A 26085-nucleotide genomic window follows, 5' to 3' on the forward strand; every position below is an offset into this window, starting at 1 on the left:
CCACGCACGATGGATAGGGTTTCCCCCATGAAAACCGCCAACGTCTTCTTTCTCGTCCGCCAGCTCGCATGTCTGCGACTGGTCAGCCCGCGACTGCGAAGCCTCATCTGAAGCTCCGTTTCCTGGCCGCTGCGGCCTCGTGTTCGCCTCCCTATTTCGCAGGACCTACTCATGAGCATGCTCAAAGACCCGTCGAAGAAGTACCGCCCCTTCACCCAGATCCAGATTCCTGACCGCACCTGGCCGGACAAGATCATCGACAAGGCGCCGATCTGGCTGTCCACCGACCTGCGCGATGGCAATCAGTCGCTGATCGAGCCGATGGATGCCGAGAAGAAGATGCGCTTCTTCAAGTGCCTGGTGGCCGTGGGCCTGAAGGAAATCGAAGTGGGCTTCCCGTCCGCCTCGCAGACCGACTTCGACTTCGTCCGCGAGCTGATCGAGGGTGGCCATATTCCCGATGACGTCACCATCCAGGTACTGACCCAGGCCCGTGACGATCTCATCGAGCGCACCTTCGAGTCGCTCAAGGGCGCCAAGAAGGCCATCGTTCACTACTACAACGCCTGCGCGCCGAGTTTCCGCAAGATCGTCTTCAATCAGGACAAGGCCGGCGTCAAAGCCATCGCCGTGGCCGCTGGCACCACCATCAAGCGCCTGGCCGATGCCGCGCCGGAAACCCAGTGGGGCTTCGAGTATTCGCCGGAAGTGTTCAGCAGCACCGAAATCGACTTCGCGGTCGAGGTGTGCAACGCGGTAATCGAGGTGTTCCAGCCGACCCCGGCGAACAAGCTGATCCTCAACCTGCCGGCCACCATCGAGTGCGCCACGCCGAACAACTACGCCGACCAGATCGAGTGGTTCGGTCGCCACGTCGATCGCCGCAACAGCGTGCTGATCAGCGTGCACACCCATAACGACCGTGGCACTGGCGTCGCCGCCTCCGAGCTGGCCGTCATGGCCGGCGCCGACCGCGTCGAAGGCTGCCTGTTCGGTAACGGCGAGCGCACCGGCAACGTCTGCCTGGTGACCCTGGCGCTGAACCTTTACACCCAGGGCGTCGACCCGGAGCTGGACTTCTCCGACATCGACGCCGTGCGCAAGGTGGTCGAAGACTGCAACCAGCTTCCTGTACACCCGCGCCACCCCTACGTCGGCGACCTGGTACACACCGCCTTCTCCGGCTCGCACCAGGACGCCATCCGCAAGGGCTTCGCCCAGCAGAAGGAAGACGCCCTGTGGGAAGTGCCCTACCTGCCGATCGACCCGGCCGACATTGGCCGCGACTACGAGGCGGTGATCCGCGTGAACAGCCAGTCCGGCAAGGGCGGCATCACTTTCCTGCTCGAACAGGAATACGGCATCAGCCTGCCGCGTCGTATGCAGATCGAGTTCAGCCAGGTGGTGCAGCGTGAAACCGACCGTCTCGGCCTGGAAATGACCGCCGCGCAGATCTACAAGCTGCTGGAAAGCGAGTACCTGCAAGCCACCCAGCCCTATGCCCTGGAAGGCCATCGTCTGCAGGAAGAGAACGGCGAAAGCACCGTCGAAGCGAAGGTCAGCGTCGACGGTCAGGAGCAACGATGGAACGGCTCGGGCAAAGGTGCGCTGGAAGCCCTGGCTTCCTGCCTGCCGGTCGCCGTCGAGGTGATGGACTATCACGAACACGCCATCGGCGGCGGCGCCAACGCCAAGGCGGCCTGCTACATCGAGATTCGCCTGGACGGCCAGCGCCCGCTGCATGGCATCGGTATCGACGAGAACATCACCACCGCCAGCTTCCGCGCCCTGTTCAGTGCGCTGAACCGCGCCGTCAAGCAAGCCGAGCTGAAAACCGAAGCAGCCTGATCTGCTTTACCGGTCAAGAAAAGGACGCTGCGGCGTCCTTTTTCTTTTGCAGGCAACTCACTTATGGGCATTGATGCGACAGGCTCAAGCAACCGAATCGACATGGCCAGCCTGCAGACCTGACCGCTGCACTGTGCGTTTCAAAAACCGGTAATCATCAGCACGGCGAAAATCAAAGCCATCACGCCGATGGAAAACAAGACCGCGATACCCGCTGCGCGCCAGTTGGAGAGAAAGGCACCACCTGCCTGTTCATGATGCTGGATATCGGCTTCAGTCAGGTACTTGGCCAACATGACCATACCGACCAGTTGAGCGATGGCGAATGGCATCGCAGGCACCTCTTCGGGCAACACAAAGCCCGACGCGATGGTCAGGGCAAACAGTGCCACGGCGAAACCCCAAACCATCGCCACGCGGTCGGCCTTGCCTAGCAGTTGCAGGTTGTGCGCGAGCATCCAGGCACCGGCTAGCGGGGTGCCCAGGAATGTGCCGACACCGATGGCAGCGATGCGGTAGAGCGGCTGCACACTGGTGCCGGTACTGGCCGGTTGCAGATCCGCCTGCGGGGTCTGGAAGGGATTGTCCTGTTGTACGTCCATGTCTTGCAGCTCCAAGATCAGTTCAAGGTGAAGGTGTCGGCATCCAGGTGCGCCGGAAAGCGCTCGCGGTAAGCCGCTAACGCCTCGACCGAGAGCCGAGCGCGCAATACGCCGTCAGCGTCACCGGCGCCCGCGAGCGTCTCGCCTTGGAAATCCAGCACCTGGGAGTCGCCAGTATAGGCGTGTCCCTTGCCGTCCTCGCCGACACGGTTCACAGCCGCGACGTAACACAGGTTCTCGATGGCCCGAGCAGGCAGCAGACGGTTCCAGTGCTGACGGCGCGCGCCTGGCCAGTTGGCGGTATACAGCAGCAGATCAGTACCCGCCGCATCACGGCTCCACACCGGGAAGCGCAGGTCGTAGCAGATCAACGGACGCACGCGCCAGCCCTTGAGTTCCAGCACCACCTGCTCGTCACCGGCGCTGTAATGCTTGTGCTCACCGGCCATGCGGAACAGGTGACGCTTGTCGTAATGCGCCAGCGAACCGTCTGGACGTGCCCAGAGCAGGCGATTGCGGTAGCTGCCGTCTGCTGCCTGGATGATCAGGCTGCCGCAGATCACCGCCTCGATACGCTGCGCCTGCTCGCGCAGCCAACGCGTGGTCGGGCCATCCTCAGGCTCGGCCAGCTCGGCCGACTCCATGGAAAAACCGGTGCTGAACATCTCCGGCAGGATCGCCAGATCGGCGCCGCGCGCCTGCTCCAGCAGTGCCTGGAAATGTTCACGGTTGGCCGCCGGATCCTGCCAGGCCAGGGTGGTCTGGATCAGCGCCAGTTCGAGATCGGGTTTGTCGCTCATCGGGGTGCCTCACTCGCCGTAGGGCGGGTGAACCCCGCCAACTCCTCAGAGGCGGGTTACACCCGCCCTACTCTCACACCGCGCACAGCTTCTCGGCCGCCTGGCGCAAGGTTTCCTCACGCTTGGCGAAGCAGAAGCGCACCAGGCGCATGTCCGCAGGCGCCGACTGGTAGAACACCGACACGGGAATGGCTGCCACGCCATGCTCACGGGTCAACCACTCGGCCATGGCCACGTCGTCCAGATCGGGGCGAATCGCCGAGTAGTCAGCCAACTGGAAGTAAGTGCCCGGCGCACGGCTGAAGGTGAAACGCGAGTCGGCCAGCAGATCACAGAACAAATCACGCTTGGCCTGATAGAAGGCCGGCAGCTCTTCGACGTGCTCAGGGTGCGCCGCCATGAAATCGGCCAGCGCGAACTGCAGTGGGGTTACCCCGCAGAAGTTGACGTACTGGTGGATCTTGCGCAGTTCGGCGGTCAATGCTGGCGGCGCCACCACGTAGCCGGTTTTCCAGCCGGTGACGTGGTAGGTCTTGCCGAATGAGCTGACCACGAAGGCACGCTGATACAGCTCTTCGTGAGCCAGCACGCTGGCGTGCGGCACACCATCATAGATCAGATGTTCGTAGACCTCGTCGCTGATCACATGGATATCGCGCCCGCGAATCAGCTCGGCCAGCTTGTCCAGATCGGCACGACTCAGCAGCGCACCACTGGGGTTATGCGGCGAGTTGAGGAAGATCAGCCGGGTACGCGGGGTGATGGCATCGGCGAGGCGCTGCCAGTCCACGGCGAAATCCGGCAGAGCCAGCGGCACATGCACGCAGCGGCCACCGGCCAGCTCAACCGAGGGCTCGTAACTGTCGTAGCAGGGGTCGAGGACGATGGCTTCGTCACCGGCACGGATCAGCGCCTGCACCGCGCAGAAGATCGCCTCGGTGGCACCGGGGGTGATGGTGATTTCGCTGTCGGCATCTCGCTGCACGCCATAGCTGCGGGCAATCTTCGCCGCCACCTGCTGGCGCAGCGCGGGCAGGCCAGTCATTGGGCAGTATTGGTTTCGCCCTTCCATGACGTGCCGCGCCACTGCCTCGCGCAGGGCCTGCGGCCCGTCAAAGTCGGGAAAACCCTGGGACAGATTGATCGCGCCGGTCTCCAGAGCGAGCTGGGACATGCGGGTGAAGATGGTGGTGCCGACGTTGGGCAGTTTGCTGACAATCATGGCTACAGGCTTCAAGCCCCGGGTGCAGGAAAGTGCGCCCAAGCTTATCGCCTGCAGCCTGTAGCTTGAAGCCTGGGGCTATTTTTTCTTGTCCCTGCGCTTCTTCTCGGCCTTCTTGTGGTGACTCATCAGGCGGCGCTTCTTGTTCACCTGGCGGTCGGTGAGGGTGTTCTTCTTGCCCTCGAAGGGGTTCTCGCCACCCTTGTACTCGATGCGGATCGGCGTGCCGACCAGCTTGAGCACGCGCCGATAGGTGTTTTCCAGGTAACGGGTGTAGGCACGCGGTACGGCGTCGACCTGGTTACCGTGGATCACGATCAGCGGCGGGTTGGCGCCACCCAGGTGGGCATAGCGCAGCTTGATGCGCCGGCCGTTGACCAGGGGCGGTGCGTGGTCGCTGACAGCGTCTTCGAGAATCTGCGTCAGGCGGCTGGTCGGCCAGCGGGTGATGGCCGATTTGAACGAGGCCTGCACCGACTTGTACAGATGGCCGACGCCGGTGCCGTGCAGGGCGGAGATGAAGTGGATATCGGCGAAGTCGACGAAGAACAACCGGCGCTCCAGCTCGGTCTTCACGTAGTCCTTCTGGCCCTGATCCATGCCATCCCACTTGTTCAGCGCGATGACCAGCGCGCGGCCGCTTTCCAGCACGAAGCCGAGCAGGTTGAGGTCATGGTCGACCACGCCTTCGCGCGCGTCCATGACGAACACCACGACGTTGGAGTCCTGGATGGCCTGCAACGTCTTGACCACCGAGAATTTTTCCACCGCCTCGAAGATCTTGCCGCGGCGACGAACACCGGCGGTGTCGATCAGGGTGTACTTCTCGTCGTCACGCTCGAAGGGGATGTAGATGCTGTCGCGGGTGGTACCGGCCTGATCATAGACGATGACCCGCTCTTCACCGAGCATGCGATTGACCAGCGTGGACTTGCCGACGTTCGGCCGGCCGATGATGGCCAGCTTGATGCCGTCCTTCTCGCTCGGGCCGGGGATGCGCGCGGCTTCCTGGCCTTCGAGCACTTCTTCCTCTTCAGCGCCCTCTTCCGGCTCGCCGGCATCCTTGGGGAAGCTGCCGAGCACCACTTCGAGCATCTGGGTGATGCCACGGCCATGGGCACCGGCAATCGCCAGCGGCTCGCCCAGGCCCATGGGGCTGAACTCGGCGCGAGCCAGGTCGACGTCGAGGTTGTCGACCTTGTTCACAACCAGAAAGCTCTGCTTGTTACGCCGACGCAGGTGCTCACCGATCATCTGGTCGGAGGCAGTCATGCCGGCGCGTGCGTCCACCAGGAACAGCACGGCATCGGCCTCTTCGATGGCCTGCAGCGACTGCTCGGCCATCTTCGCGTCGATGCCTTCCTCGTCACCGGAGATACCGCCGGTGTCGATGACGATGTAGGTACGCCCCTGCCACTTCGCCTCGCCGTACTGGCGGTCGCGGGTCAGACCGGAAAGGTCGCCGACGATGGCGTCGCGGCTGCGGGTCAGGCGGTTGAACAGTGTGGATTTGCCGACGTTCGGCCGGCCCACCAGGGCAATTACGGGAACCATCAGGCTCTCCACTTGGTTGATTCAGAAAATGCAAAGGCCGCTGCAGGGGCAGCGGCCAGGATGTTGCGTGCTACCGGAGGGTATCCGGCAGCATAGCCTGTCATTTGATCTTGAGGGCCACCAGCTTGCCGCTGTTGCCGTAGACGTACATCCAGTCACCCACGACCAGCGGTTGGGCACGCAGGCCGTCGCTGTCGATACGGGTACGACCGACGAAACGCCCATCGACCTGACTCAGCAGGTGCAGGTAACCCTCGAAGTCACCCACGGCCACGTAGCTGGAGAACACCGCCGGTGCCGACAGTTGACGGCGTGCCAGCGACTCGTTGCTCCACAGTGCCGAGGCACTGCGCTCGTCGATGGCTTCGACGGTGCCGCTTGCCAGGCTGACGTAGACGTTACCGAAGCCCTGGGCAACGCCCACCGAGCTGGAAGCCTCACGCTGCCAAAGGATACGACCGGATTCCAGATCCATCGCCGCCACACGGCCCTGGTAGCTCACCGCATACACGGTGCCACCGGACAGCAGCAGGCCGCCATCGATATCAACCACGCGCTCGAGCTCCGAACGCCCCTGGGCAATGGCCACGCGCTGTTCCCAGACCGGCAGGCCGCGCTGGGCGTCGACGGCGATGACCTTGCCGCTGGACAGCCCGGCGACCACCAGACGGTTGGTCACCAGCGGTGCGCCAGTGCCACGCAGGGTCAACACGGCCGGGGTGTTCTCGACGATCCAGCGCTGGCTGCCGGTGCTGGCGTCGAATGCGATCAGGCGGTCGTCCTGAGTCTGCACCACGACGATGTCACCATTGCTGGCCGGCGCAGCCAGCACTTCGCTGGTCACGCGCGAGCGCCATTGTTCTTCGCCGTTGCTGGCGTCCAGCGCGATCACTTCGCCCTTGAGCGTGCCCAGCAGAACCTGGCCATAGGCAGCGCCGATGGCACCGGAGACCGGAATGTCGAGCTTCTTGCGCCAGAGTACGTCGCCACTGGTGCGATCCATGGCCATGACCAGACCGTCGACGTCGGCGGCATAGATCACCTCGCCGTCGATGGCCGGAACCAGCATGTTGAAGGTTTCGCCCTGGCCATCACCGACAGAACGGCTCCATTCGGTGCGCAGCTCGACTTCTTCGTCGAACTTGGTCAGCTCGGCCGGTGGCAGTTCCTTCTTGCTATTGCTGCTGCAACCCACGGCCAGAAGGGCCAGGGCCAGCAGTGCGGCATTCTTCCAACGCATCACGTCAGGCATCCCCTTTCGCCAGGTCGTCCAGCTTCATCTGCAAACCGCCAACGGCGGCATCTTCTGCCAGGGCATCCTTGGCCTTCTGGTAGGCGGTATGCGCATCATCGCTACGCCCCAGTTGCACCAGCAGGTCACCCTTGAGTTCTTCACGGCTGGCCACGAAAGCATCGTCGACCTTGGCGTCGAGGAGCTTCAGTGCGGCATCGGCCTTGTCCTGCGCAGCCAGCACACGGGCCAGACGCTGACGCGCCAGCTCACCGAGAGTGGCGTCGGCCGGCTTGTCGACAACGGCCTGCAGTTCGACGGCGGCGTCATCCAGTTTGCCCGCTTCGACCGCGACCTTGGCCACGAACAGACGACCATACTGGGCGTAATGCGTGCCACCGTACTGGCTCTCGAGCTTGCTGCTGATCTCGGCGACCCTGGCAGCATCCGGCTTGCCGGACGGATCCAGCGCCGTTTCCAGCAGTTCCTGATAGAGCACGGACGCGCCCTGGGCCTGATTGGTCTGGTACTTGTGCCAGCCCTGCCAGCCGACCACAGCCACCAGCGCCAGCACGCCACCGGCGAGCAGAGGCTTGCCGTTGCGATCCCACCAGTCCTTTATTTGCGCGATCTGTTCGTCTTCGGTCTGCATGTCTAACCCCGTACTCCTAATCGAGAGCCTGCTCAGGCGTGCTGAAGGCAGGCAGCCAGATGCTCGGCCAGAGCATCCCAGGCAACGCTTTGTTGTTCACTGTCGTCGCGCAGCGGCTTGCAACCTACCACGCGGCCTGCCAGTTCGTCGTCCCCCAGAATCAGTGCATAGCGTGCACCGCTCTTGTCGGCCTTCTTGAACTGGCTCTTGAAACTGCCACCACCGGAGTTGAGCAACAGACGCAGCCCCGGCACTTCGTCACGCAGGCGCTCGGCCAGCGTCAGCGCGGCCAGCTCGGCGGCCTCGCCAAAGGCGCAGATGTAGGCATCGGCGGCGCGGTTGAGATCGGCAGGCAACAGCTCGAGAGTCTCCAGCAGCAGCACCAGGCGCTCGACGCCCATGGCGAAACCGACACCCGGCGTAGCCCTGCCACCCAGCATGGAAACCAGGCCGTCGTAACGACCACCTGCACAGACCGTACCCTGAGCACCGAGTTTGTCGGTGACCCACTCGAATACGGTGCGGTTGTAGTAATCCAGACCACGCACCAGCTTGTGATTGATCTGATAGGCGATACCGGCCGCATCCAGGCGCGCCTTGACGCCCTCGAAGTGCAGGCGCGATTCCTCGTCGAGGTAGTCACCCAGAGTCGGGGCGCCGACCAGCACGGCTTGCGTCGCCTCGTTCTTGCTGTCGAGGATGCGCAGCGGGTTGGTGGTCATGCGGCGCTGACTGTCTTCGTCGAGCTGGTCGAAACGCTCTTGCAGGTAAGCCACCAGCGCGTCGCGATAGGCCGCGCGCGCCTCGCTGGAACCCAGGCTGTTGAGCTGCAGGGTCACCGCATCGGCCAGGCCGAGTTTTTTCCACAGCCGCCAGGTGAGCACGATCAACTCGGCATCGACATCCGGGCCTGGCAGGTTGAAGGCTTCCACCCCCACCTGGTGGAACTGGCGATAGCGGCCCTTCTGCGGCTTCTCGTAGCGGAACATGGGGCCGGCGTACCACAGCTTCTGCACCTGGCCACCACCAGCCAGACCATGTTCGAGCACGGCACGCACGCAACCCGCAGTGCCTTCAGGGCGCAGGGTCAGGGACTCTTCGTTGCGGTCGAGGAAGGTGTACATCTCCTTGTCGACCACATCGGTGCCTTCGCCGATACCGCGAGCGAACAGCTCGGTGTACTCGACGATGGGCAGGCGGATTTCCTTGTAGCCGTAGCCATCGAGCAGGCAGGCCAGGGTACTTTCCAGGTAGCGCCAGGCAGGCGTCTGCTCCGGCAGGATGTCGTTCATGCCACGAATGGCTTGCAGGGACTTGCTCACTAAGAATCCTTAAAGCGCAGCGATCAGCTACGCACGATCACGGCAGCATCGGCAGCGGCTTTCTCGGCCGCCTTGTCGCGGATGAGCCTCTCCAGCTCATCCACCAGGTTTTCGTTGGTCAGCTTCGAGGCGGGTTTGCCATCGATGTAAACCAGGTTGTTCGGGCTACCGCCGGTGAGGCCGATATGCGCCTCCTTGGCTTCGCCAGGGCCATTGACCACACAGCCGATCACGGCCACATCCAGCGGCACCAGCAGATCCTCGACGCGCGCCTCCAGCTCGTTCATGGTCTTGACCACATCGAAGTTCTGCCGCGAGCAGCTCGGGCAGGCGATGAAGTTGATGCCACGCGAACGCAGACGCAGGGACTTGAGGATGTCGAAGCCGACCTTGATCTCTTCCACCGGATCGGCAGCCAGGGAGATGCGGATGGTATCGCCAATGCCGTCGGCCAGCAGCATGCCCAGGCCGACGGCGGATTTCACCGTACCGGAACGCAGGCCACCCGCTTCGGTAATGCCCAGATGCAGCGGCTGCTCGATTTGCTTGGCCAGCAGGCGGTAGGCCTCGACAGCCATGAACACGTCGGAAGCCTTCACGCTGACCTTGAAGTCAGGGAAGTTCAAACGATCCAGATGCTCGACATGGCGCAATGCGGACTCGACCAAGGCCTCGGGAGTCGGCTCGCCATATTTCTTCTGCAGATCCTTTTCCAGAGAGCCGGCGTTGACGCCGATGCGGATCGGGATGCCCTTGTCGCGAGCGGCTTCGACCACCGCCTTGACGCGATCCTCGCGGCCGATGTTGCCCGGATTGATGCGCAGACAATCGACGCCCAGCTCAGCCACACGCAGGGCGATCTGATAATCGAAGTGGATGTCGGCCACCAGCGGCACACGCACCTGCTGCTTGATCCGGCCAAAGGCCTCGGCAGCATCCATGTCCGGCACGGAAACGCGCACGATATCGGCACCGGCATCTTCCAGACGACGAATCTGCGCCACGGTAGCCGCCACATCGTTGGTGTCGGTGTTGGTCATGCTCTGTACGGCAATCGGCGCATCGCCGCCCACCGGTACCGAGCCAACCCAGATCTTGCGCGACAGCCGGCGCTTGATCGGCGATTCGCAATGCATGCTTTACAACCCCAGTTTCAGGCGAGCGGTCTCGCCAGTCATGTGCGGCGCAACGTCCACGCCTTGGCCGTTGTAGGTCACCTGGGCGCCGCGGGCGAAGCCCAGACGCAGCTCCAGCGGCGCCTTGCCGCTCAGCTCCAACTGATCACCTGCACGCTTGAGCCCACTCAGCAGAACCTTGCCATCGGCATCGGTTACCTGAGTCCAGCAATCGGCAGTGAACTGAACGTTCAGTTGCCCCTGCCCGGGAGCAGCGGCAACAGGCGCAGCGTTCACCGGCTGTGCAGCGACAGCAGGCACTTGCGGCTGCGCCGGCGAAGGTGCCGGATTCGCCCGAGGCGCCTCGGCAGCAGCAGGCGCCTGCGGAGCTTGATCAGTAGTCGGTTGAACAGGTTCCGCCTCTTCTCCCGGTTCGGTCGGAAGCAGCAAGGGGGTACTCGACTCGTCTACCTGAGCATCGACCACAGCCTGATCCTCAGGCTCTGCCAGCGAATGAATTTCCGTGGTGCCATCGGCCGCCTCGACCTCGACATGCTCGAGGCCCTGGTCGAGCAGGCGCAACGCGGTATCACTGCCCTTGTCCTGCCACCAGAAGAAACCACCGCCCACCAGAGCCAGCAGCAGCAGGAAACTGACCAGTCGCAGGATGCTCTGCGAATAACGCACGGGTTCCTCGATACGCCCCAAAGCGTGCACGCTGCTACCTGTGGCATCGGTACCGGTGAACTGGTCGAACTCCAGTACCAGACGGTTCTGATCGAGTTCCAGCAACTTGGCGTAGGCGCGAATGTAGCCACGGGCGAAGGTGGTGCCGGGCAGCTTGTCGAACGCACCTTCTTCGAGCTGCGACAGTCGCTGCGATGTCAGGTTGAGCTGGGTAGCCACTTCGGCGACGCTCCAGCCCTTCGCCTCCCGCGCTTGACGCAGGGTCTCGCCTGGATTGCCGGCCATTGGCTGACTGATTTCGGATTGCGCCGCTTTCATTGTTTCCCCGACTGGTATTGCTGGTATTCCTGAGACGCCGGATACAGGCGTTTCAACTGCAGCCCCAGACTGGCAGCCTTGTCACGATCCTCGAACACTTCGGCGAGCCGAGCACCCAGCAGCAGGCTGCGGGCGTTCTGCGGTGCCAGTTCGCTGTAGGCATCGTAATAGCTACGAGCAGGGACATAGGCGCGATCCTCGTAGGACAGCTGCGCCATTTCCAGCAGAGCGCCGGGTTGGCGGCTGCTCAGGCGCAACGAGCGCTGGAAGTATTCCTTGGCCTGTTCGCGCTGACCGAGCTGCAAGGCGGTGAGGCCGAGGTTCTCGAACACACGCGAGCGTTCCGGATAAAGATTGTCTTCGGCGGCCTTGAGGTAGATCTCGTTGGCATCCTTGTAACGCTTCTGCTCGAACAGGAAGCCACCGTAGTTGTTCAGCAGCCGCGCATCGTCAGGACGCTGCGACAGCGCCTTGCGGTAATGTTCGTCGGCCAGCTTCGGTTCCATTTCCACCTGGAAGGCCAGGGCCAGCGCGGCGTGTGCGTCGGCGTTGGAGGAATCGATGTCCAGCGCGTTCTTCAGCGGCACCTTGGCACGCTGGGTATCGCCTTGCTGGATATAGGCGATGCCCAGCTGCACATAGGCGTTCACCGCCTCCTTGCGCCCCTTGTCCGTCTTCATGGGATCCACATCGCCAGTGGTCACACAGGCGGTGAGCAGACTGACCAGTAACAACAGCAGGCTGGGGCGCAGGGGCATCGGCATCCTCTCTTCTAGTTTCGGTTGACGGCAGCAGGCGCTGCGTCACCGGCCAACTGGCGCACGGCGATGTAGCGCTCACTGCGACGGGTACGATCCATGACCTGGCCAACCAACTGGCCACAAGCGGCATCGATGTCGTCACCACGTGTGGTGCGCACCGTGACATTATGCCCGGCCTTGTGCAGCAGATCCTGGAAACGGCGGATGGCGTTATTGCTCGGCCGCTCGTAACCCGAGAAGGGGAATGGATTAAACGGAATCAGGTTGATCTTGCAAGGTACGTCGGCCAGAAGTGCGATCATCTGCTCAGCATGCTCGGGCTGATCGTTCACCCCCTTGAGCAAGGTGTACTCGATGGTCAGCACGCGTTTCTCGCCCAGCTTGGAGATGTAGCGCTTGCAGGCCGCCAGCAACATGTCCAGCGGGTACTTCTTGTTGATCGGCACCAACTGGTTGCGCAACTCGTCGTTGGGCGCGTGAAGCGACAGTGCCAGGGACACGTCGATCACTTCAGCCAGCTTATCGATCATCGGCACCACGCCAGAGGTGGACAGCGTCACCTTGCGCTTGGAAATGCCGTAGCCAAGGTCGTCCATCATGATCTGCATGGCCGAGACGACGTTGTCGAAGTTCAGCAACGGCTCACCCATGCCCATCATCACCACGTTGGTAATGGCGCGATCGATCTTCGCCGGCACGGTGCCGAAGGATTTGTTGGCGATCCATACCTGGCCAATGATCTCGGCACTGGTCAGGTCGCTGTTGAAACCTTGCTTGCCGGTGGAGCAGAAACTGCAATCCAGAGCACAACCGGCCTGCGACGACACACACAGGGTGCCACGGCCGTTCTGCGGGATGTAGACCGTTTCCACGCAGCTACCCGACGCCACACGCACCACCCACTTGCGCGTGCCATCGGCAGAAATATTTTCGCTGACCACTTCCGGGCCGCGAATCTCGGCAGAGGCCTCGAGCTTCTCGCGCAAGGCCTTGCCGACATTGGTCATGGCGGCGAAATCATCGACGCCAAAGTGGTGAATCCACTTCATTACCTGGCCGGCACGGAAGCGCTTCTCGCCAATGGACTCGAAGAACTGTTCCATTTCCGGCTGGGTCAGGCCCAGCAGGTTGATCTTGCCGGTGGTATTGGTCATGGCTTCACCCTCGCTTCATTCGCCAATCAGCGAATGCGCGCGCACAGCTCGGTAGCGGAGAAGAAGTAAGCGATCTCGCGAGCAGCGGAGGCTTCGGAATCCGAACCGTGAACGGCGTTCTCGTCGATGGAAACGGCGAAATCGGCGCGGATGGTGCCGGCAGCCGCTTCTTTCGGGTTGGTCGCGCCCATCAGCTCACGGTTTTTCAGGACGGCGTCTTCGCCTTCCAGAACCTGAACGATAACCGGGCCGGAAGTCATGAAAGCAACCAGATCCTTGAAGAAGCCGCGCTCGCTGTGCTCGGCGTAGAAGCCAGCCGCTTCACGCTCGGACAGTTGCACCATCTTCGAAGCCACGACGCGCAGGCCGGCCTTTTCGAAACGGGTGGTGATCTCACCGATGACGTTCTTGGCGACGGCGTCAGGCTTGATGATGGAGAAAGTACGTTGAACGGCCATTGTGTAGCTCCAGAGAAACTTAGGGTTAAAGCGAAAAATTAAACCCGCGAATTATACGCGGGTTCCGGTTAAAAGCGTAGGGCAGGCGCCGCAAGCGCCTGTTTCAATCGAGTTCTTCGATCCAGGCGGCCTGTATCGCCTCCAGCACCTTCTCCCCCCCGCGCTGCGGGTCGTCGGAGAACTGCGGCAACGACACCACCCAGCGGTGCAGATCGACGAAGTTCACGTAACGCGGATCGACGTCCGGCTTCTGCTCACTCAGTTCGATGGCGATATCCAGCACATCGGCCCACTTCAAACTCATGACGACGCTCTCCGGAGGTCAGTGCGGCGCTTCGGCCGCGTGATTCAGCGAATACTTGGGAATCTCGACGGTAAGGTCTTCCTCGCCGACGATGGCCTGGCATGCCAAACGGGACTGCGCCTCAAGCCCCCAGGCCTTGTCCAGATAGTCCTCTTCCAGCTCGTCGGCTTCGTTCAGCGAATCGAAACCTTCACGCACGATGCAGTGACAAGTGGTGCAGGCACACACGCCACCGCAGGCACTTTCCATCTCGATATGGTGCTCGTGCGCCAGCTCCAGAATGGAGATACCGGGCTCGGCCTCGACCACCAGGCCTTCCGGGCAGAAACGCTCGTGCGGCAGAAAAATCACCTGTGGCATGGGTTATTCCTCGATCTCGTTAAGGCTGCGGCCTGCCAGGGCCGCCTTGACGCTGGCGTCCATCCGGCGCGCCGCGAAGGCATCGGTAATTTGACTCAGGCGCTTGGTCTGCTGCTCGATGAGGTGCACGTCATCGCCAGCGACCTGCTCCCGCAGCACGTCCATCTGCGCCTCGATGGCCAAACGCTCTTCGGCATCCAGCAAACGATCGCCGTCGACATCCAGCGCGGCCTGGACGGCTTCGAGCAGACGCTCGGCATCGACCTGCTGCTCGCGCAGAGCGCGCGCCGCCTTGTCACCGCCGGCATTCTGGAAGGAATCCTGCAGCATGCGGGCGATCTCGCCATCGGTCAGGCCATAGGACGGTTTGACCTGAATGCTCGCCTCGACACCAGACGCCAGCTCGCGCGCCGCGACGCTCAACAGCCCGTCGGCATCGACCTGGAAGGTCACGCGAATCTTCGCCGCGCCAGCCACCATCGGCGGAATGCCGCGCAGCTCGAAGCGCGCCAGCGAACGGCAGCCGCTGATCAGCTCGCGCTCGCCCTGCAGCACGTGAATCATCATGGCCGTCTGGCCATCCTTATAGGTGGTGAAATCCTGCGCACGCGCCACCGGGATGGTGGTGTTGCGTGGAATCACCTTTTCCATCAACCCGCCCATGGTTTCCAGGCCGAGCGACAGCGGAATCACGTCGAGCAACAACAGCTCTTCACCATCGTCGCGCTTGTTGCCCGCCAGGGTATCGGCCTGAATCGCGGCGCCGATGGCGACCACCTGATCAGGGTCGATATTGGTCAGCGGCTGGCGACCGAACAGCTCCGCCACCGCCTGACGAACACAGGGCACGCGGGTAGAACCACCCACCATCACCACCGCGCCAACCTCTTCCAGTTCGACGCCAGAATCACGCACGGCGCGACGGCAGGCCTTGAGGCTGCGCGCCACCATGGGCTCGATCAGTGCGTCGAAGACCTCGCGAGTCAGCGTGCCGCGCCACTCGCCATAGGTGATTTCGGTACTCGCTTCAGCGGTCAGCGCTTCCTTGGCGGCACAAGCGGCCTGCAGCAGACTGCGCTGCGTCGACGGATCCAGATCACTGGACAGCCCGGCCTGCGCGATCACCCAATCCGCCACGGCATGATCGAAGTCATCACCACCCAGGGCGCTGTCGCCACCGGTAGCCAGCACTTCGAAGACCCCGCCGGTCAAACGCAGAATGGAAATATCGAAGGTACCGCCGCCCAGGTCATATATCGCGACCACGCCCTCGGCCTTCTGATCGAGGCCATAGGCGACAGCGGCGGCGGTCGGCTCGTTGAGTAGACGCAGCACGTTGAGCCCCGCCAGACGCGCGGCGTCCTTGGTGGCCTGACGCTGGGCGTCGTCGAAATAGGCAGGCACGGTGATCACCGCCCCGACCAACTCACCACCCAGAGTCTGCTCGGCACGCAGACGCAGCGTCTTGAGAATTTCAGCGGAAATCTCGACCGGGCTCTTCGCGCCCTGCACCGTCTCGATGAACGGCATGTGCGACTCGCCGACACTGAAGCGATAAGGCAACTGCTCGCCCAATTGATGGACATCAGCAAGGCCGCGCCCCATCAGACGCTTGACCGAAACCACGGTATTGAAGGGATCCTGCGCCGCAGCCCGCTTGGCCGCCTCGCCCACTTCAATACCGGCATCGAGGTAACGCACAGCCGAAGGCAGAATCACCGCCCCCGCCGCGTCGACCAAGGGTTCGGCCAGACCGCTGCGCACGGCAGCAACTAAGGAATTGGTGGTACCCAGGTCGATACCCACCGCCAGACGACGCTGATGGGGCTGCGGGCTCTGTCCTGGCTCGGCGATCTGCAATAAGGCCATGGTCGCTCTGAAATCATCGGGCAGGCTGCCTGCGCAGCCCACGGTTAGTCGTCGAGGCGCTCTTCCAACTGGCGCACTTCATGAGACAGCTTGTCGAGGAACTGCATGCGCCGCATCAGGCGCTCGGCTTCCTCGCGCCGGGCTTCGTCATCCCAGCAGTCGGCAAAACGCTCACCCAGTTGTTCCTGAGCCTGCTTGAGGCGGCGCTTGAACGAGGCCACACCTGCGAGGTCGGCCTCGTCCTGCAACTCTTCGAGTTCTTCGCGCCACTGCATCTGCTGCAGAAGGAAGTCCGGATCCTGCACGGTGACTTCGAGCGGTACCTCGCTGCCACGCAGCGTCAGCAGGTAGCGGGCGCGCTGGGAAGGACTCTTGAGCACCTGATAAGCCTCGTTGAGGCTCGCCGAGCGCTCCAGCGCCAGACGCTGCTCGCGCTCGTCGGCATCAGCGAAACGATCAGGGTGCACCTGGCGAGCCAACTCGCGGTAGCGCACACCCAACTGATCAAGATCGATGCGGAAGGCCGGCTGCAGGTCGAACAGGGCGAAATGACAGGGTTTACCCACAGCGACCTCAGACGTTGAAGCTTTCGCCGCAGCCGCATTCGCCACGCACGTTGGGGTTGTTGAACTTGAAGCCTTCGTTCAACCCTTCCTTGACGAAGTCCAGCTCGGTGCCATCGAGATAGACCAGGCTCTTGGGATCGATGATCACCTTGACGCCGTGGTTCTCGAACACCTGATCCTCGGCCGCCAGTTCGTCAACGAACTCGAGCACGTAGGCCAGGCCGGAACAGCCCGTGGTACGCACGCCGAGACGAATGCCCTCGCCCTTGCCGCGCCCCTCGAGGGAGCGCTGGACGTGACGGGCCGCTGCTTCAGTCATGGTGATGGCCATTACGCACCCCGCCTCAGGCCAAGCCTTTCTTCTGCTTGTAATCGCGCACGGCCGCCTTGATGGCGTCCTCGGCGAGTACCGAGCAGTGGATTTTCACTGGCGGCAGCGCCAGTTCTTCGGCCAGCTGGGTGTTCTTGATGCTCTCGGCCTCGTCCAGGGTCTTGCCCTTCATCCACTCGGTGGCGAGGGAGCTGGAGGCGATGGCCGAACCGCAGCCGTAGGTCTTGAACTTGGCGTCTTCGATCACGCCCTGCTCGTTGACCTTGATCTGCAAGCGCATGACGTCACCGCAAGCCGGCGCACCGACCATGCCGGTACCGACATCCGGATCTTCTGCGTTCAGCTTGCCGACGTTGCGCGGATTTTCGTAGTGGTCGATGACCTTGTCACTGTATGCCATGGTGTACTTCCTCTCTCATCAGGTGCCGCTCTTAAGGCAGACCGCCTCTGCAGCGATCCGCCTCGGCAGCTTGTCAGTGTGCTGCCCATTCCACGGAGGAAAGGTCGACACCTTCTTTGAACATATCCCACAGGGGCGACAACTCACGCAGCTTGTCCACGGCTTCGCGAACCTTGGCAGCGGCGTAGTCGACTTCTTCTTCGGTGGTGAAGCGGCCGAAGGTGAAACGGATCGAACTGTGCGCCAGCTCGTCGTTACGGCCCAGAGCACGCAGCACGTAGGAGGGCTCGAGCGAGGCCGAGGTGCAGGCAGAACCGGACGACACGGCCAGATCCTTGAGCGCCATGATCAGCGACTCGCCTTCGACGTAGTTGAAGCTCAGATTCAGGTTGTGCGGTACGCGAGCGGTCAGGCTGCCGTTGACGTAGAGCTCTTCCATGCTTTCGAGCTGACGGTAGAAGCGATCCCGCAGAGCCGCGATACGCTGGTTCTCGGCGGCCATTTCTTCCTTGGCGATACGGAAGGCTTCACCCATGCCGACGCATTGGTGCGTGGCCAGAGTGCCGGAGCGCATGCCACGCTCGTGACCACCGCCATGAGTCTGCGCTTCCAGACGCACGCGCGGCTTGCGGCGCACGTACAGCGCACCCACACCTTTCGGACCGTATGTCTTGTGCGCGGAGAAGGACATCAGGTCGACCTTCATCTTCTCCAGATCGATTTCCACCTTGCCAGTGGCCTGAGCCGCATCGACATGCAGCAGCACGCCACGGGAGCGGGTCAGCTCACCAATGGCGGCAATGTCGTTGATGGTGCCGATTTCGTTGTTGACGTGCATGAGCGACACCAACACGGTGTCTTCACGCAGCGCGGCCTCGACCATGGCCGGCGTGATCAGACCGTCTTCACCGGGCTCCAGATAAGTGACCTCGAAGCCTTCACGCTCCAGCTGGCGCGTGGTGTCCAGCACCGCCTTGTGCTCGATCTTCGAGGTGATGATGTGCTTGCCTTTGCTGGCGTAGAAGTGCGCTACACCCTTGATGGCCAGGTTGTTGGACTCGGTGGCACCACTGGTCCAGACGATTTCACGCGGGTCGGCATTGACCAGCTCGGCAACCTGACGACGTGCGTTTTCCACGGCTTCCTCGGCTTTCCAGCCGAAGACGTGAGAGCGCGAGGCCGGGTTGCCGAAGTTACCATCGACCAGCAGACACTCGCTCATCTTCTGCGCAACACGCGGATCAACCGGTGTAGTGGCGGAATAATCGAGGTAGATCGGCAATTTCATTGGGTTTCTCCTATCAGGCAACGCCCTGCTCACTCGATGGCGGACGCTTCGATCTTGTCCAGGTGTGGCGCCGCACCAGAGCAGCGACGCTGATCCTGGCGTGACGCGACTTCCTGCACCTCGTGGCGCGCGACCAGATCGGCCAGGCTGATGCCACTGAGGAATTCATGAATCTGCTGACTGAGGTCGCACCACAGATGGTGGGTCAGACAGGTATCACCGGAATGGCAATCACCCTGCCCCTGGCACCGCGTGGCATCGACCGACTCGTTGACCGCATCGATCACCTGCGCCACCTGGATACCGCGCATGTCGCGCGACAATTGATAGCCACCACCCGGACCACGCACGCTGGAAACCAGATTGCCACGGCGCAATTTGGCGAACAGCTGCTCCAGATAGGACAGGGAAATACCCTGACGCTCGGAAATATCGGCGAGAGAGACCGGGCCGTGCTGTGCATGCAGCGCCAGATCGAGCATGGCCGTAACGGCATAACGGCCTTTGGTAGTCAGTCGCATGGCTCTACCACGAATCACTTGAATGCTGGCGAGTATGCGATTCCCGAGTATTTAAGTCAACTATAAGACCTATTGATTTACTCGGGATTGACCAAAAGAAGAGGCGGCATGATAGCAGAGGCCGCCTCGCCACGCATCATGCCGCCGGCTTGTCGTCCGCGTGCTGCTGATCCTTGCAGACCCCGGCGAAATCCTCGTCGCGCAACACCGGCAAGTCCTTGGCGCAGTAATCACTGCCCAACGCCGTCAGCGCCTTGCACATCCCCTCAAGACGGCCATCGACGGCATGCAGGTGATCGAGTAACTGGCCAATGGCTCGCGCCACCGGATCTGGCATGTCCTGACCAACGCCATAGGCATCGAAGCCGATCTTCTCGGCCATGGCCTGACGCTTGGCCTCCTGCTCATCATCGGACTTGACGATGATCTTGCCGGGAATGCCCACCGCAGTCGCGCCCGCCGGTACTGCTTTGGTCACCACCGCATTGGAGCCGATCTTGGCGCCCGCACCCACCGTGAAAGGCCCGAGCACCTTGGCACCCGCACCGACCACGACGCCGTCCTCCAGGGTCGGATGGCGCTTGCCTTTGTTCCAACTGGTGCCGCCCAGAGTCACCCCCTGATAGAGGGTCACGTCGTTACCGATCTCGGCGGTCTCACCAATGACGATGCCCATGCCGTGATCGATGAAGAAACGCCGTCCGATCCTGGCACCAGGATGAATCTCGATACCGGTCATCCAGCGACCGAAGTTGGAAACGACCCGAGCCAGCCACTTCCAGCCCGACACCCACAGGGCATGAGCAACGCGGTGCAGCCAGACTGCGTGCAGCCCGGGGTAGCAGGTGACCACCTCGAAGGCATTACGCGCCGCCGGATCCCGATGGAATACGCTCTGAATATCTTCCCGCATGCGCTCAAACATCTGTCTCTCCCCGCTTGTGGTGCTCACCGCGCGCCGCCTTCTCCGTCTCGGTCAGGATGCCGCGCAGAATGTTCATTTCCAGCTTGCTCAGATCGCTACGCCCATACAGGCGGCGCAGACGGCTCATCAGGTGCCGAGGCTTCTCCGGATCGAGAAAGCCAATCGCGACCAGCGCACGCTCCAGGTGCCCATAGAAGGACTCCAGTTCGTCCGCGGTCGCCAGTTGCGTATTGAGCATCGCCGTGGTCTCCAGCTTTGCCACCTTGGTCGGCAACTGCTGCGCCGCCAACCAGGCCATACGCACTTCGTAACTCAGCACCTGCACAGCAGCCGCGAGATTGAGCGAACTGAAGTCAGGATCGGATGGAATGTGCACGTGATACTGACATCGCTGCAGCTCTTCGTTGGTCAGGCCGGCGTACTCACGACCAAACACCAGCGCCACTTCGCCGCCCGCTGCGGCCTGCTCGCAACTCGCCACACCGCATTCGCGCGGATCAAGCATGGGCCAGGGAATGCGCCGGTCGCGGGCACTGGTACCGACTACCAAGGTGCAGCCGACCAGGGCATCTTCCAGCGTCTCGACCACCTGCGCAGCATCGAGGATATCGGTCGCCCCCGAAGCACGCGCCACGGCATCGCTACTGGGAAAGTCCTCTGGCGCCACCAGCACCAGACGTGAAAGCCCCATGTTCTTCATGGCCCGCGCAGCACCGCCGATGTTCCCCGGATGACTGGTGCCGACCAGCACAACGCGAATTCTTTCCAGCACGGCCAAACCATCCACGCAAGCAAAAGGGCCAACGATCTTACCGAAGCCCAATCCTCATTGCCATGCAGCGCCGGCACCACTGCGCGCTTACCGCTGATCCGCCGCATGCAGACTGCGTTATGCAAGACTACAGGCGGCGCTTCATCAGCAACGGTTTTCTGCTAACATGGCCGGCTTTCTTTAACGCCCCAGGTGAACCTCCCATGCAGCCCATGCTGAATATCGCCCTGCGCGCCGCCCGCAGCGCCGGTGAAATGATCTTTCGCTCCATCGAGCGCCTGGATGTCATCTCGGTCGACGAGAAGGATGCCAAGGACTACGTGACCGAAGTCGACAAGGCCGCCGAACTGATGATCGTCCAGGCCATTCGCAAGGCCTATCCGACTCACAGCTTCCTGGGCGAGGAAGGCGGCGTGTTGGAAGGCAGCGGCGAAGGCGCCGACTATCAGTGGATCATCGACCCGCTGGACGGCACCACCAACTTCATTCGTGGTGTTCCCCACTTCGCCATCAGCATCGCCTGCAAATATCGCGGCCGCCTCGAACATGCCATCGTCCTCGATCCGGTGCGCCAGGAAGAGTTCACGGCCAGCCGTGGCCGTGGCGCCGCCCTCAATGGTCGCCGCCTGCGCGTGAGCAATCGCAAGAGCCTGGACGGCGCCCTGCTGGGCACCGGCTTCCCCTTCCGTGACGGCCAGATGGATCACCTGGAAAACTACCTGGGCATGTTCCGCAGCCTGACCGGGCAGACCGCCGGCATCCGTCGCGCCGGCGCTGCCAGCCTGGATCTGGCCTACGTTGCGGCCGGCCGCTTCGATGCCTTCTGGGAGTTCGGCCTGTCGGAGTGGGACATGGCCGCAGGCGCCCTGCTGATTCAAGAAGCAGGCGGCCTGGTCAGCGATTTCACCGGCAGCCATGAGTTCCTCGAAAAAGGCCAGATCGTCGCCGGCAACACCAAGTGCTTCAAGGCCGTTCTGACCGCCATCCAGCCGCACCTGCCAGCCTCGATGAAACGCTGAGAATGACTACTGGAGCGAACTCATCCGCTCCAGGCAGCCCAATAAAAAACGCCCCGAAGGGCGTTTTTTATTGGGCTGAATTTATTGCGCCTGTTGCACCAGCACCAGCTCGCCCTGTTTATTGACCGGAATCTGGCTGCCCGGATCACGATCCATGCGCACGCTGCCAATCTTCTCATCCAACTTGTACTTCACGTCGTAACCGACCACCTTCTCGCTGGTGTCGGTGACCGTGTTGCAGCGGGTCTCGGTCGTGGTATAGGTGTCACGCTGCTGCATGCCTTCCTGAACCTTGTTGCCCGCATAACCACCACCGATGGCACCGGCGACGGTGGCGATCTTCTTGCCGTTACCGCCACCGATCTGGTTACCCAATAGGCCGCCAGCAATGGCGCCGATCGCCGTACCTGCAATCTGGTGCTGATCCTGCACCGGACGCTGACGCGTCACGGTAACGTCCTTGCAGACCTCACGCGGGGTCTGGATGGTTTCCTTGACCGGCGTGACCGCCAGCACTTCCGCGTAATCAGGGCCGCGATCCACGAGACTGTAAGTGGCAACCGCCCCACCCGCCGTCACACCCACAGCGCCCAGCACGGCACCTACCAACATCGACTTGTTCATGATTGTTGTCTCCTCGCACGGCGCCTTGCGCCTTTCTCCCTGCCTAGGACAGCAAAAGGCCGCGGCAAGTTCGACTTGCCGCGGCCTTCGTCATGTTTCATGAACCGCATCACAGTGTCTGGCGCCCTCTTTCAAGCGCCAGACAACACGTCGATCAGGGGCGCCCGTCGTCTGCCTCGGCTTCAGCTGCAGGCGGAATCAGATCCTCGACGCTCAGCTTCAGCCATACCAGCACCACGGCACCGATGTAGACCGAGGAGTAAGTACCGACCACCACGCCGATCAGCAGCGTCAGGGCGAAGCCTGCCAGCACGTCACCACCGAAGAACAGCAGAGCCAGCAGCGCCAGAGCCGTGGAAAGCGAGGTGGCGATGGTACGCAACAGCGTCTGGGTAACCGAGATATCGATGTTCTCGATCAGCGACGCCTTGCGCAGCATACGGAAGTTCTCGCGGATACGGTCGTAGATGATGATGGTGTCGTTGAGCGAGTAACCGATCATCGCCAGCACCGCCGCCAGCACCGTCAGGTCGAACGGCACCTGGAAGAAGGCCAGCACGCCCAGGGTGATGATCACGTCATGCACCAGCGAGGCGATGGCGCCCATGCCGAACTTCCACTGGAAGCGGAAGGCCAGGTACAGCAGCACGCCACCGAGCGCCAGCAACATGGCGATACCGCCCTTGTCGCGCAGCTCTTCACCGACCTGCGGGCCGACGAACTCGACGCGCTTGACCTCGAACTTGGCGGCACTGTCCGCCTTGTTCAGGGCCGCAGCGACCTGATTACCCAGCTCAGGGGAATCCCCCGCCAGACGCACCAGCACATCGGTACTGGCACCGAAGTTCTGTACCACGGCATCGGTATAACCGGCCTGAACCAGCTCACTCTTGATCTGGTCGAGATTGGCCGCCTGCTCGTAGCGCAGCTCGATCAGCGTACCGCCCGTGAAATCCAGGCCGAAGTTGAGACCCTTGGCGAAAAGAGCGCCAAGGCCGATCAGCGTGAGCACGACAGTCATGCCGAAGGCGATGTTGCGCACCGCCATGAAACGAATGGTTGATTTGATCATGACTGCACCTCAGATCCACAGCTTCTTGAAGTTACGGCCACCGAAGATCAGGTTGACCATGCCGCGGGTGAACATGATGGCGGTGAACATCGAGGTGATGATGCCGATCGACATGGTCACGGCGAAGCCCTTGACTGGGCCGGTGCCCATGGCGAACAGAATGCCGCCGACCAGCAGCGTGGTCAGGTTACTGTCGAGAATCGCCGAGAAGGCGCGATCGAAACCTTCGTGCAAGGCTCGCTGCACCGGTAGACCATTGGCCAGCTCCTCTCGTATGCGCGAGAAGATCAGCACGTTGGCATCCACCGCCATACCCAGGGTCAGCACGATACCGGCGATACCCGGCAGAGTCAGGGTCGCGCCAATGGCCGACATCAGACCGACCAGCAACACCAGGTTGAACGCCAGGGCAATCGCTGCCAGCACACCGAAGAAGCGGTAGATGGCCACGATGAACAGGGTTACGAAGATCATCGCCCATTCAGTGGACTGAATGCCCTTGATGATGTTCTCGGCACCCAGGCTCGGGCCAATGGTGCGCTCTTCGGCGAAGTACATCGGCGCAGCCAGGCCACCGGCACGCAGCAGCAGCGCCAGCTCGGAGGACTCACCCTGACCATTCAGGCCGGTGATACGGAACTGACTCCCCAGCGCCGACTGAATGGTCGCCAGGCTGATGATCTTCTTCTCTTCGACGAACGACGGCACGGCCACTTCCTGCTCGACACCGTCGACAGTCTGGCGCACGTAACGGGTTACCGGCTTCTGCTCGATGAACACCACGGCCATGCTACGCCCGACGTTGTTGCGGGTCGCGCGGTTCATCAGATCGCCGCCATGACCATCGAGGCGAATGTTCACCTGCGGACGGCCATTTTCGTCGAAGCTGGCCTGCGCATCGGTCACCTGATCACCGGTGATGATCAGCTCACGCTCGAGCTGCACCGGCGGACGACCCGCCTCGCGGAACTCGAAAGCCTCGGTGGAAGCACGGGAAGCATCGAGCGCGGCCTGCAGACGGAACTCCAGGTTGGCGGTCTTGCCGAGAATACGCTTGGCCTCGGCGGTGTCCTGCACACCCGGCAGCTCGACCACGATGCGATTGGCGCCCTGGCGCTGTACCAGCGGCTCAGCCACGCCCAGCTCGTTGACGCGGTTGCGTACGGTGGTCAGGTTCTGCTTGATCGAATATTCACGAATCTCGGCGACCTTCGCCTGAGTCAGGGCCAGTTGCAGCACCTGCTGACCACCGCGCTCGACGGTGCTCAGATCGAAATCCTTGTAGTCCTTGCGGATCAGGCGCTCGGCCTTGTCCAGCGACTCGCTATCGGCAAAGCCAAGCTGAATGCGGTCATTGCTTTCCGGCATGCTGCGGTAGCGCACCCGCTCCTTGCGCAGCAGGCTCTTGATCTCGCCTTCATAGACCTTGCGGCGCACGTCGAGCGCCTTGTCCATGTCGACTTCCAGCAGGAAGTGCACACCGCCGGACAGGTCCAGGCCCAGCTTCATCGGGCTGGCACCCAGGTTACGCAACCACTGCGGCGTGGTCTGCGCCAGGTTCAGGGCAACGACGTAGTCGTCACCGAGGGTGCGACGCACCACGTCCTTGGCCGGCAACTGGTCGTCCTGCTTGGTCAGGCGGATCAGGCCACCACGACCGCGCTCGGCAAGGCTCGCAGCCTTGACCGCGATACCGGCATCCTGCAGCGCCTTGCTGGCGCGATCGAGATCGGCCTGCTCGATGGTCAGCGCCGAACTGGCACCGCTGATCTGCACGGCCGGATCATCCGGATAGAGATTGGGAATGGAGTACACCAGCCCCACCGCCAGCACGGCGACAATCAGCAGGTACTTCCACAGAGGGTATTTATTGAGCATGAACGAGACGCCCGCTTAAGACGCGGGGCGCTAGAAGCGCCCCGTCGAGTGGAAAAACTAACAACCGGATCAGATGGCTTTCAGCGTGCCCTTGGGCAGGGTGGCTGCGATGGCTTGCTTCTGGAACTTCAGCTCGACGTTGTCGGAAACCTCGACCACCACGAAGTCATCGGCCACTTTGGTCACCTTGCCGGCGATACCGCCGTTGGTCACTACTTCGTCGCCCTTCTGCAGGCCGCCGAGCAGGTTCTTGTGCTCCTTGGCGCGCTTGGCCTGGGGACGCCAGATCATCAGGTAGAAGATGACCAGGAAACCGATCAGGAACACCCACTCGAAACCGCTACCGGCAGGGCCTGCGGCCGCGGCGGTGTCAGCGTAAGCGGCGGGGATGAAAAAGCTCATGTAACACTCCTAATAGAAAGAACTTTTTGG

General features: G+C 62.2%; 28 protein-coding genes. 2 read left to right on the plus strand and 26 right to left on the minus strand.

Features of this window, described 5'->3' with window-relative positions; genetic code table 11:
* Positions 1-171 precede the first annotated feature (171 nt).
* Positions 172-1848 carry a 2-isopropylmalate synthase gene (gene leuA, locus VC352_RS19175; RefSeq protein ID WP_322981110.1) on the plus strand — a complete coding sequence of 559 codons (1677 nt, stop codon included), beginning with the start codon at positions 172-174 and terminating at the stop codon, positions 1846-1848.
* 140 nt (positions 1849-1988) lie between these two features.
* On the opposite strand, the gene VC352_RS19180 is transcribed toward leuA, so the two are convergent.
* The 22 genes from VC352_RS19180 to trmJ form a co-directional block, all read right to left on the minus strand.
* Positions 1989-2450 (minus strand): hypothetical protein, encoded by a 462-nt coding sequence (locus VC352_RS19180; RefSeq protein WP_322981111.1) that lies wholly within the window; start codon positions 2448-2450, stop codon positions 1989-1991.
* Between the two features lie 17 nt (positions 2451-2467).
* Positions 2468-3250, minus strand: a complete 783-nt coding sequence (locus tag VC352_RS19185; protein ID WP_322981112.1) for an amidohydrolase — start codon at positions 3248-3250, stop codon at positions 2468-2470.
* Between the two features lie 73 nt (positions 3251-3323).
* Positions 3324-4472 carry a pyridoxal phosphate-dependent aminotransferase gene (locus VC352_RS19190; protein WP_322981113.1) on the minus strand — a complete coding sequence of 383 codons (1149 nt, stop codon included), beginning with the start codon at positions 4470-4472 and terminating at the stop codon, positions 3324-3326.
* 78 nt (positions 4473-4550) lie between these two features.
* The gene (der, locus tag VC352_RS19195) at positions 4551-6026 is read right to left on the minus strand and encodes a ribosome biogenesis GTPase Der (protein WP_322981114.1); all 1476 of its coding nucleotides are present in this window, start codon (positions 6024-6026) and stop codon (positions 4551-4553) included.
* A gap of 100 nt (positions 6027-6126) precedes the next feature.
* Complete coding sequence (gene bamB / locus VC352_RS19200; protein ID WP_322981115.1) at positions 6127-7278, minus strand: outer membrane protein assembly factor BamB; 1152 nt, start codon at positions 7276-7278, stop codon at positions 6127-6129.
* Positions 7271-7909 (minus strand): tetratricopeptide repeat protein, encoded by a 639-nt coding sequence (locus tag VC352_RS19205; protein ID WP_322981116.1) that lies wholly within the window; start codon positions 7907-7909, stop codon positions 7271-7273. Before VC352_RS19205 ends, bamB begins: the two co-directional genes overlap by 8 nt.
* Positions 7910-7941: 32 nt before the next feature.
* The gene (gene hisS, locus VC352_RS19210; RefSeq protein ID WP_322981117.1) at positions 7942-9231 is read right to left on the minus strand and encodes a histidine--tRNA ligase; all 1290 of its coding nucleotides are present in this window, start codon (positions 9229-9231) and stop codon (positions 7942-7944) included.
* A gap of 23 nt (positions 9232-9254) precedes the next feature.
* Positions 9255-10367 (minus strand): flavodoxin-dependent (E)-4-hydroxy-3-methylbut-2-enyl-diphosphate synthase, encoded by a 1113-nt coding sequence (gene ispG / locus VC352_RS19215; RefSeq protein WP_322981118.1) that lies wholly within the window; start codon positions 10365-10367, stop codon positions 9255-9257.
* Positions 10368-10370: 3 nt separating this feature from the next.
* A complete protein-coding gene (locus tag VC352_RS19220; protein WP_322981119.1) occupies positions 10371-11351 on the minus strand; it encodes a RodZ family helix-turn-helix domain-containing protein in 981 nt (326 codons plus the stop codon).
* The gene (gene pilW / locus VC352_RS19225) at positions 11348-12109 is read right to left on the minus strand and encodes a type IV pilus biogenesis/stability protein PilW (RefSeq protein WP_322981120.1); all 762 of its coding nucleotides are present in this window, start codon (positions 12107-12109) and stop codon (positions 11348-11350) included. Before pilW ends, VC352_RS19220 begins: the two co-directional genes overlap by 4 nt.
* Positions 12110-12123: 14 nt before the next feature.
* Positions 12124-13266 carry a 23S rRNA (adenine(2503)-C(2))-methyltransferase RlmN gene (gene rlmN / locus VC352_RS19230; RefSeq protein WP_322981121.1) on the minus strand — a complete coding sequence of 381 codons (1143 nt, stop codon included), beginning with the start codon at positions 13264-13266 and terminating at the stop codon, positions 12124-12126.
* Between the two features lie 26 nt (positions 13267-13292).
* On the minus strand, positions 13293-13724 hold the full coding sequence (ndk, locus tag VC352_RS19235) for a nucleoside-diphosphate kinase (RefSeq protein ID WP_072426064.1): 432 nt from the start codon (positions 13722-13724) through the stop codon (positions 13293-13295).
* A gap of 103 nt (positions 13725-13827) precedes the next feature.
* Entirely contained in the window at positions 13828-14028 is a 201-nt protein-coding gene (gene iscX, locus VC352_RS19240) for a Fe-S cluster assembly protein IscX (RefSeq protein ID WP_037001993.1), read from the minus strand.
* A gap of 18 nt (positions 14029-14046) precedes the next feature.
* Positions 14047-14388 carry an ISC system 2Fe-2S type ferredoxin gene (fdx, locus tag VC352_RS19245; RefSeq protein WP_322981122.1) on the minus strand — a complete coding sequence of 114 codons (342 nt, stop codon included), beginning with the start codon at positions 14386-14388 and terminating at the stop codon, positions 14047-14049.
* Between the two features lie 3 nt (positions 14389-14391).
* Positions 14392-16257 carry a Fe-S protein assembly chaperone HscA gene (hscA, locus tag VC352_RS19250; RefSeq protein ID WP_322981123.1) on the minus strand — a complete coding sequence of 622 codons (1866 nt, stop codon included), beginning with the start codon at positions 16255-16257 and terminating at the stop codon, positions 14392-14394.
* 44 nt (positions 16258-16301) lie between these two features.
* Positions 16302-16823: a co-chaperone HscB gene (gene hscB / locus VC352_RS19255; RefSeq protein ID WP_322981124.1), complete on the minus strand. Its 522-nt coding sequence runs from the start codon at positions 16821-16823 to the stop codon at positions 16302-16304.
* 7 nt (positions 16824-16830) lie between these two features.
* Positions 16831-17154: an iron-sulfur cluster assembly protein IscA gene (gene iscA / locus VC352_RS19260; RefSeq protein ID WP_268178766.1), complete on the minus strand. Its 324-nt coding sequence runs from the start codon at positions 17152-17154 to the stop codon at positions 16831-16833.
* A gap of 13 nt (positions 17155-17167) precedes the next feature.
* The gene (gene iscU, locus VC352_RS19265; RefSeq protein WP_322981125.1) at positions 17168-17554 is read right to left on the minus strand and encodes a Fe-S cluster assembly scaffold IscU; all 387 of its coding nucleotides are present in this window, start codon (positions 17552-17554) and stop codon (positions 17168-17170) included.
* Between the two features lie 73 nt (positions 17555-17627).
* A complete protein-coding gene (locus VC352_RS19270; RefSeq protein ID WP_322981126.1) occupies positions 17628-18842 on the minus strand; it encodes an IscS subfamily cysteine desulfurase in 1215 nt (404 codons plus the stop codon).
* Between the two features lie 29 nt (positions 18843-18871).
* Entirely contained in the window at positions 18872-19363 is a 492-nt protein-coding gene (gene iscR, locus VC352_RS19275) for a Fe-S cluster assembly transcriptional regulator IscR (protein WP_322981127.1), read from the minus strand.
* 136 nt (positions 19364-19499) lie between these two features.
* Positions 19500-20288: a serine O-acetyltransferase gene (gene cysE / locus VC352_RS19280; protein WP_322981128.1), complete on the minus strand. Its 789-nt coding sequence runs from the start codon at positions 20286-20288 to the stop codon at positions 19500-19502.
* Positions 20281-21060: a tRNA (cytosine(32)/uridine(32)-2'-O)-methyltransferase TrmJ gene (gene trmJ, locus VC352_RS19285; protein ID WP_322981129.1), complete on the minus strand. Its 780-nt coding sequence runs from the start codon at positions 21058-21060 to the stop codon at positions 20281-20283. Before trmJ ends, cysE begins: the two co-directional genes overlap by 8 nt.
* A 203-nt stretch (positions 21061-21263) precedes the next feature.
* Here trmJ and suhB point away from each other — a divergent pair, with 203 nt between their 5' ends.
* The gene (gene suhB, locus VC352_RS19290; RefSeq protein WP_322981130.1) at positions 21264-22079 is read left to right on the plus strand and encodes an inositol-phosphate phosphatase; all 816 of its coding nucleotides are present in this window, start codon (positions 21264-21266) and stop codon (positions 22077-22079) included.
* 81 nt (positions 22080-22160) lie between these two features.
* Here the strand turns inward: suhB and VC352_RS19295 are convergent, their stop codons facing one another.
* From VC352_RS19295 to yajC, 4 genes are all read right to left on the minus strand, one after another.
* A complete protein-coding gene (locus tag VC352_RS19295) occupies positions 22161-22703 on the minus strand; it encodes a glycine zipper 2TM domain-containing protein (RefSeq protein WP_322981131.1) in 543 nt (180 codons plus the stop codon).
* Between the two features lie 154 nt (positions 22704-22857).
* Positions 22858-23775, minus strand: coding sequence for a protein translocase subunit SecF (secF, locus tag VC352_RS19300; RefSeq protein ID WP_416340209.1), 918 nt, complete (start codon positions 23773-23775; stop codon positions 22858-22860).
* A gap of 9 nt (positions 23776-23784) precedes the next feature.
* Positions 23785-25653: a protein translocase subunit SecD gene (gene secD, locus VC352_RS19305; RefSeq protein ID WP_322981132.1), complete on the minus strand. Its 1869-nt coding sequence runs from the start codon at positions 25651-25653 to the stop codon at positions 23785-23787.
* A 69-nt stretch (positions 25654-25722) separates the two neighbouring features.
* Positions 25723-26055: a preprotein translocase subunit YajC gene (gene yajC, locus VC352_RS19310; protein WP_322981133.1), complete on the minus strand. Its 333-nt coding sequence runs from the start codon at positions 26053-26055 to the stop codon at positions 25723-25725.
* Between the last annotated feature and the right edge of the window lie 30 nt (positions 26056-26085).

The sequence above is a fragment of the Pseudomonas sp. C11 genome (assembly GCF_034683865.1).
Taxonomy (GTDB): Bacteria; Pseudomonadota; Gammaproteobacteria; order Pseudomonadales; family Pseudomonadaceae; genus Aquipseudomonas.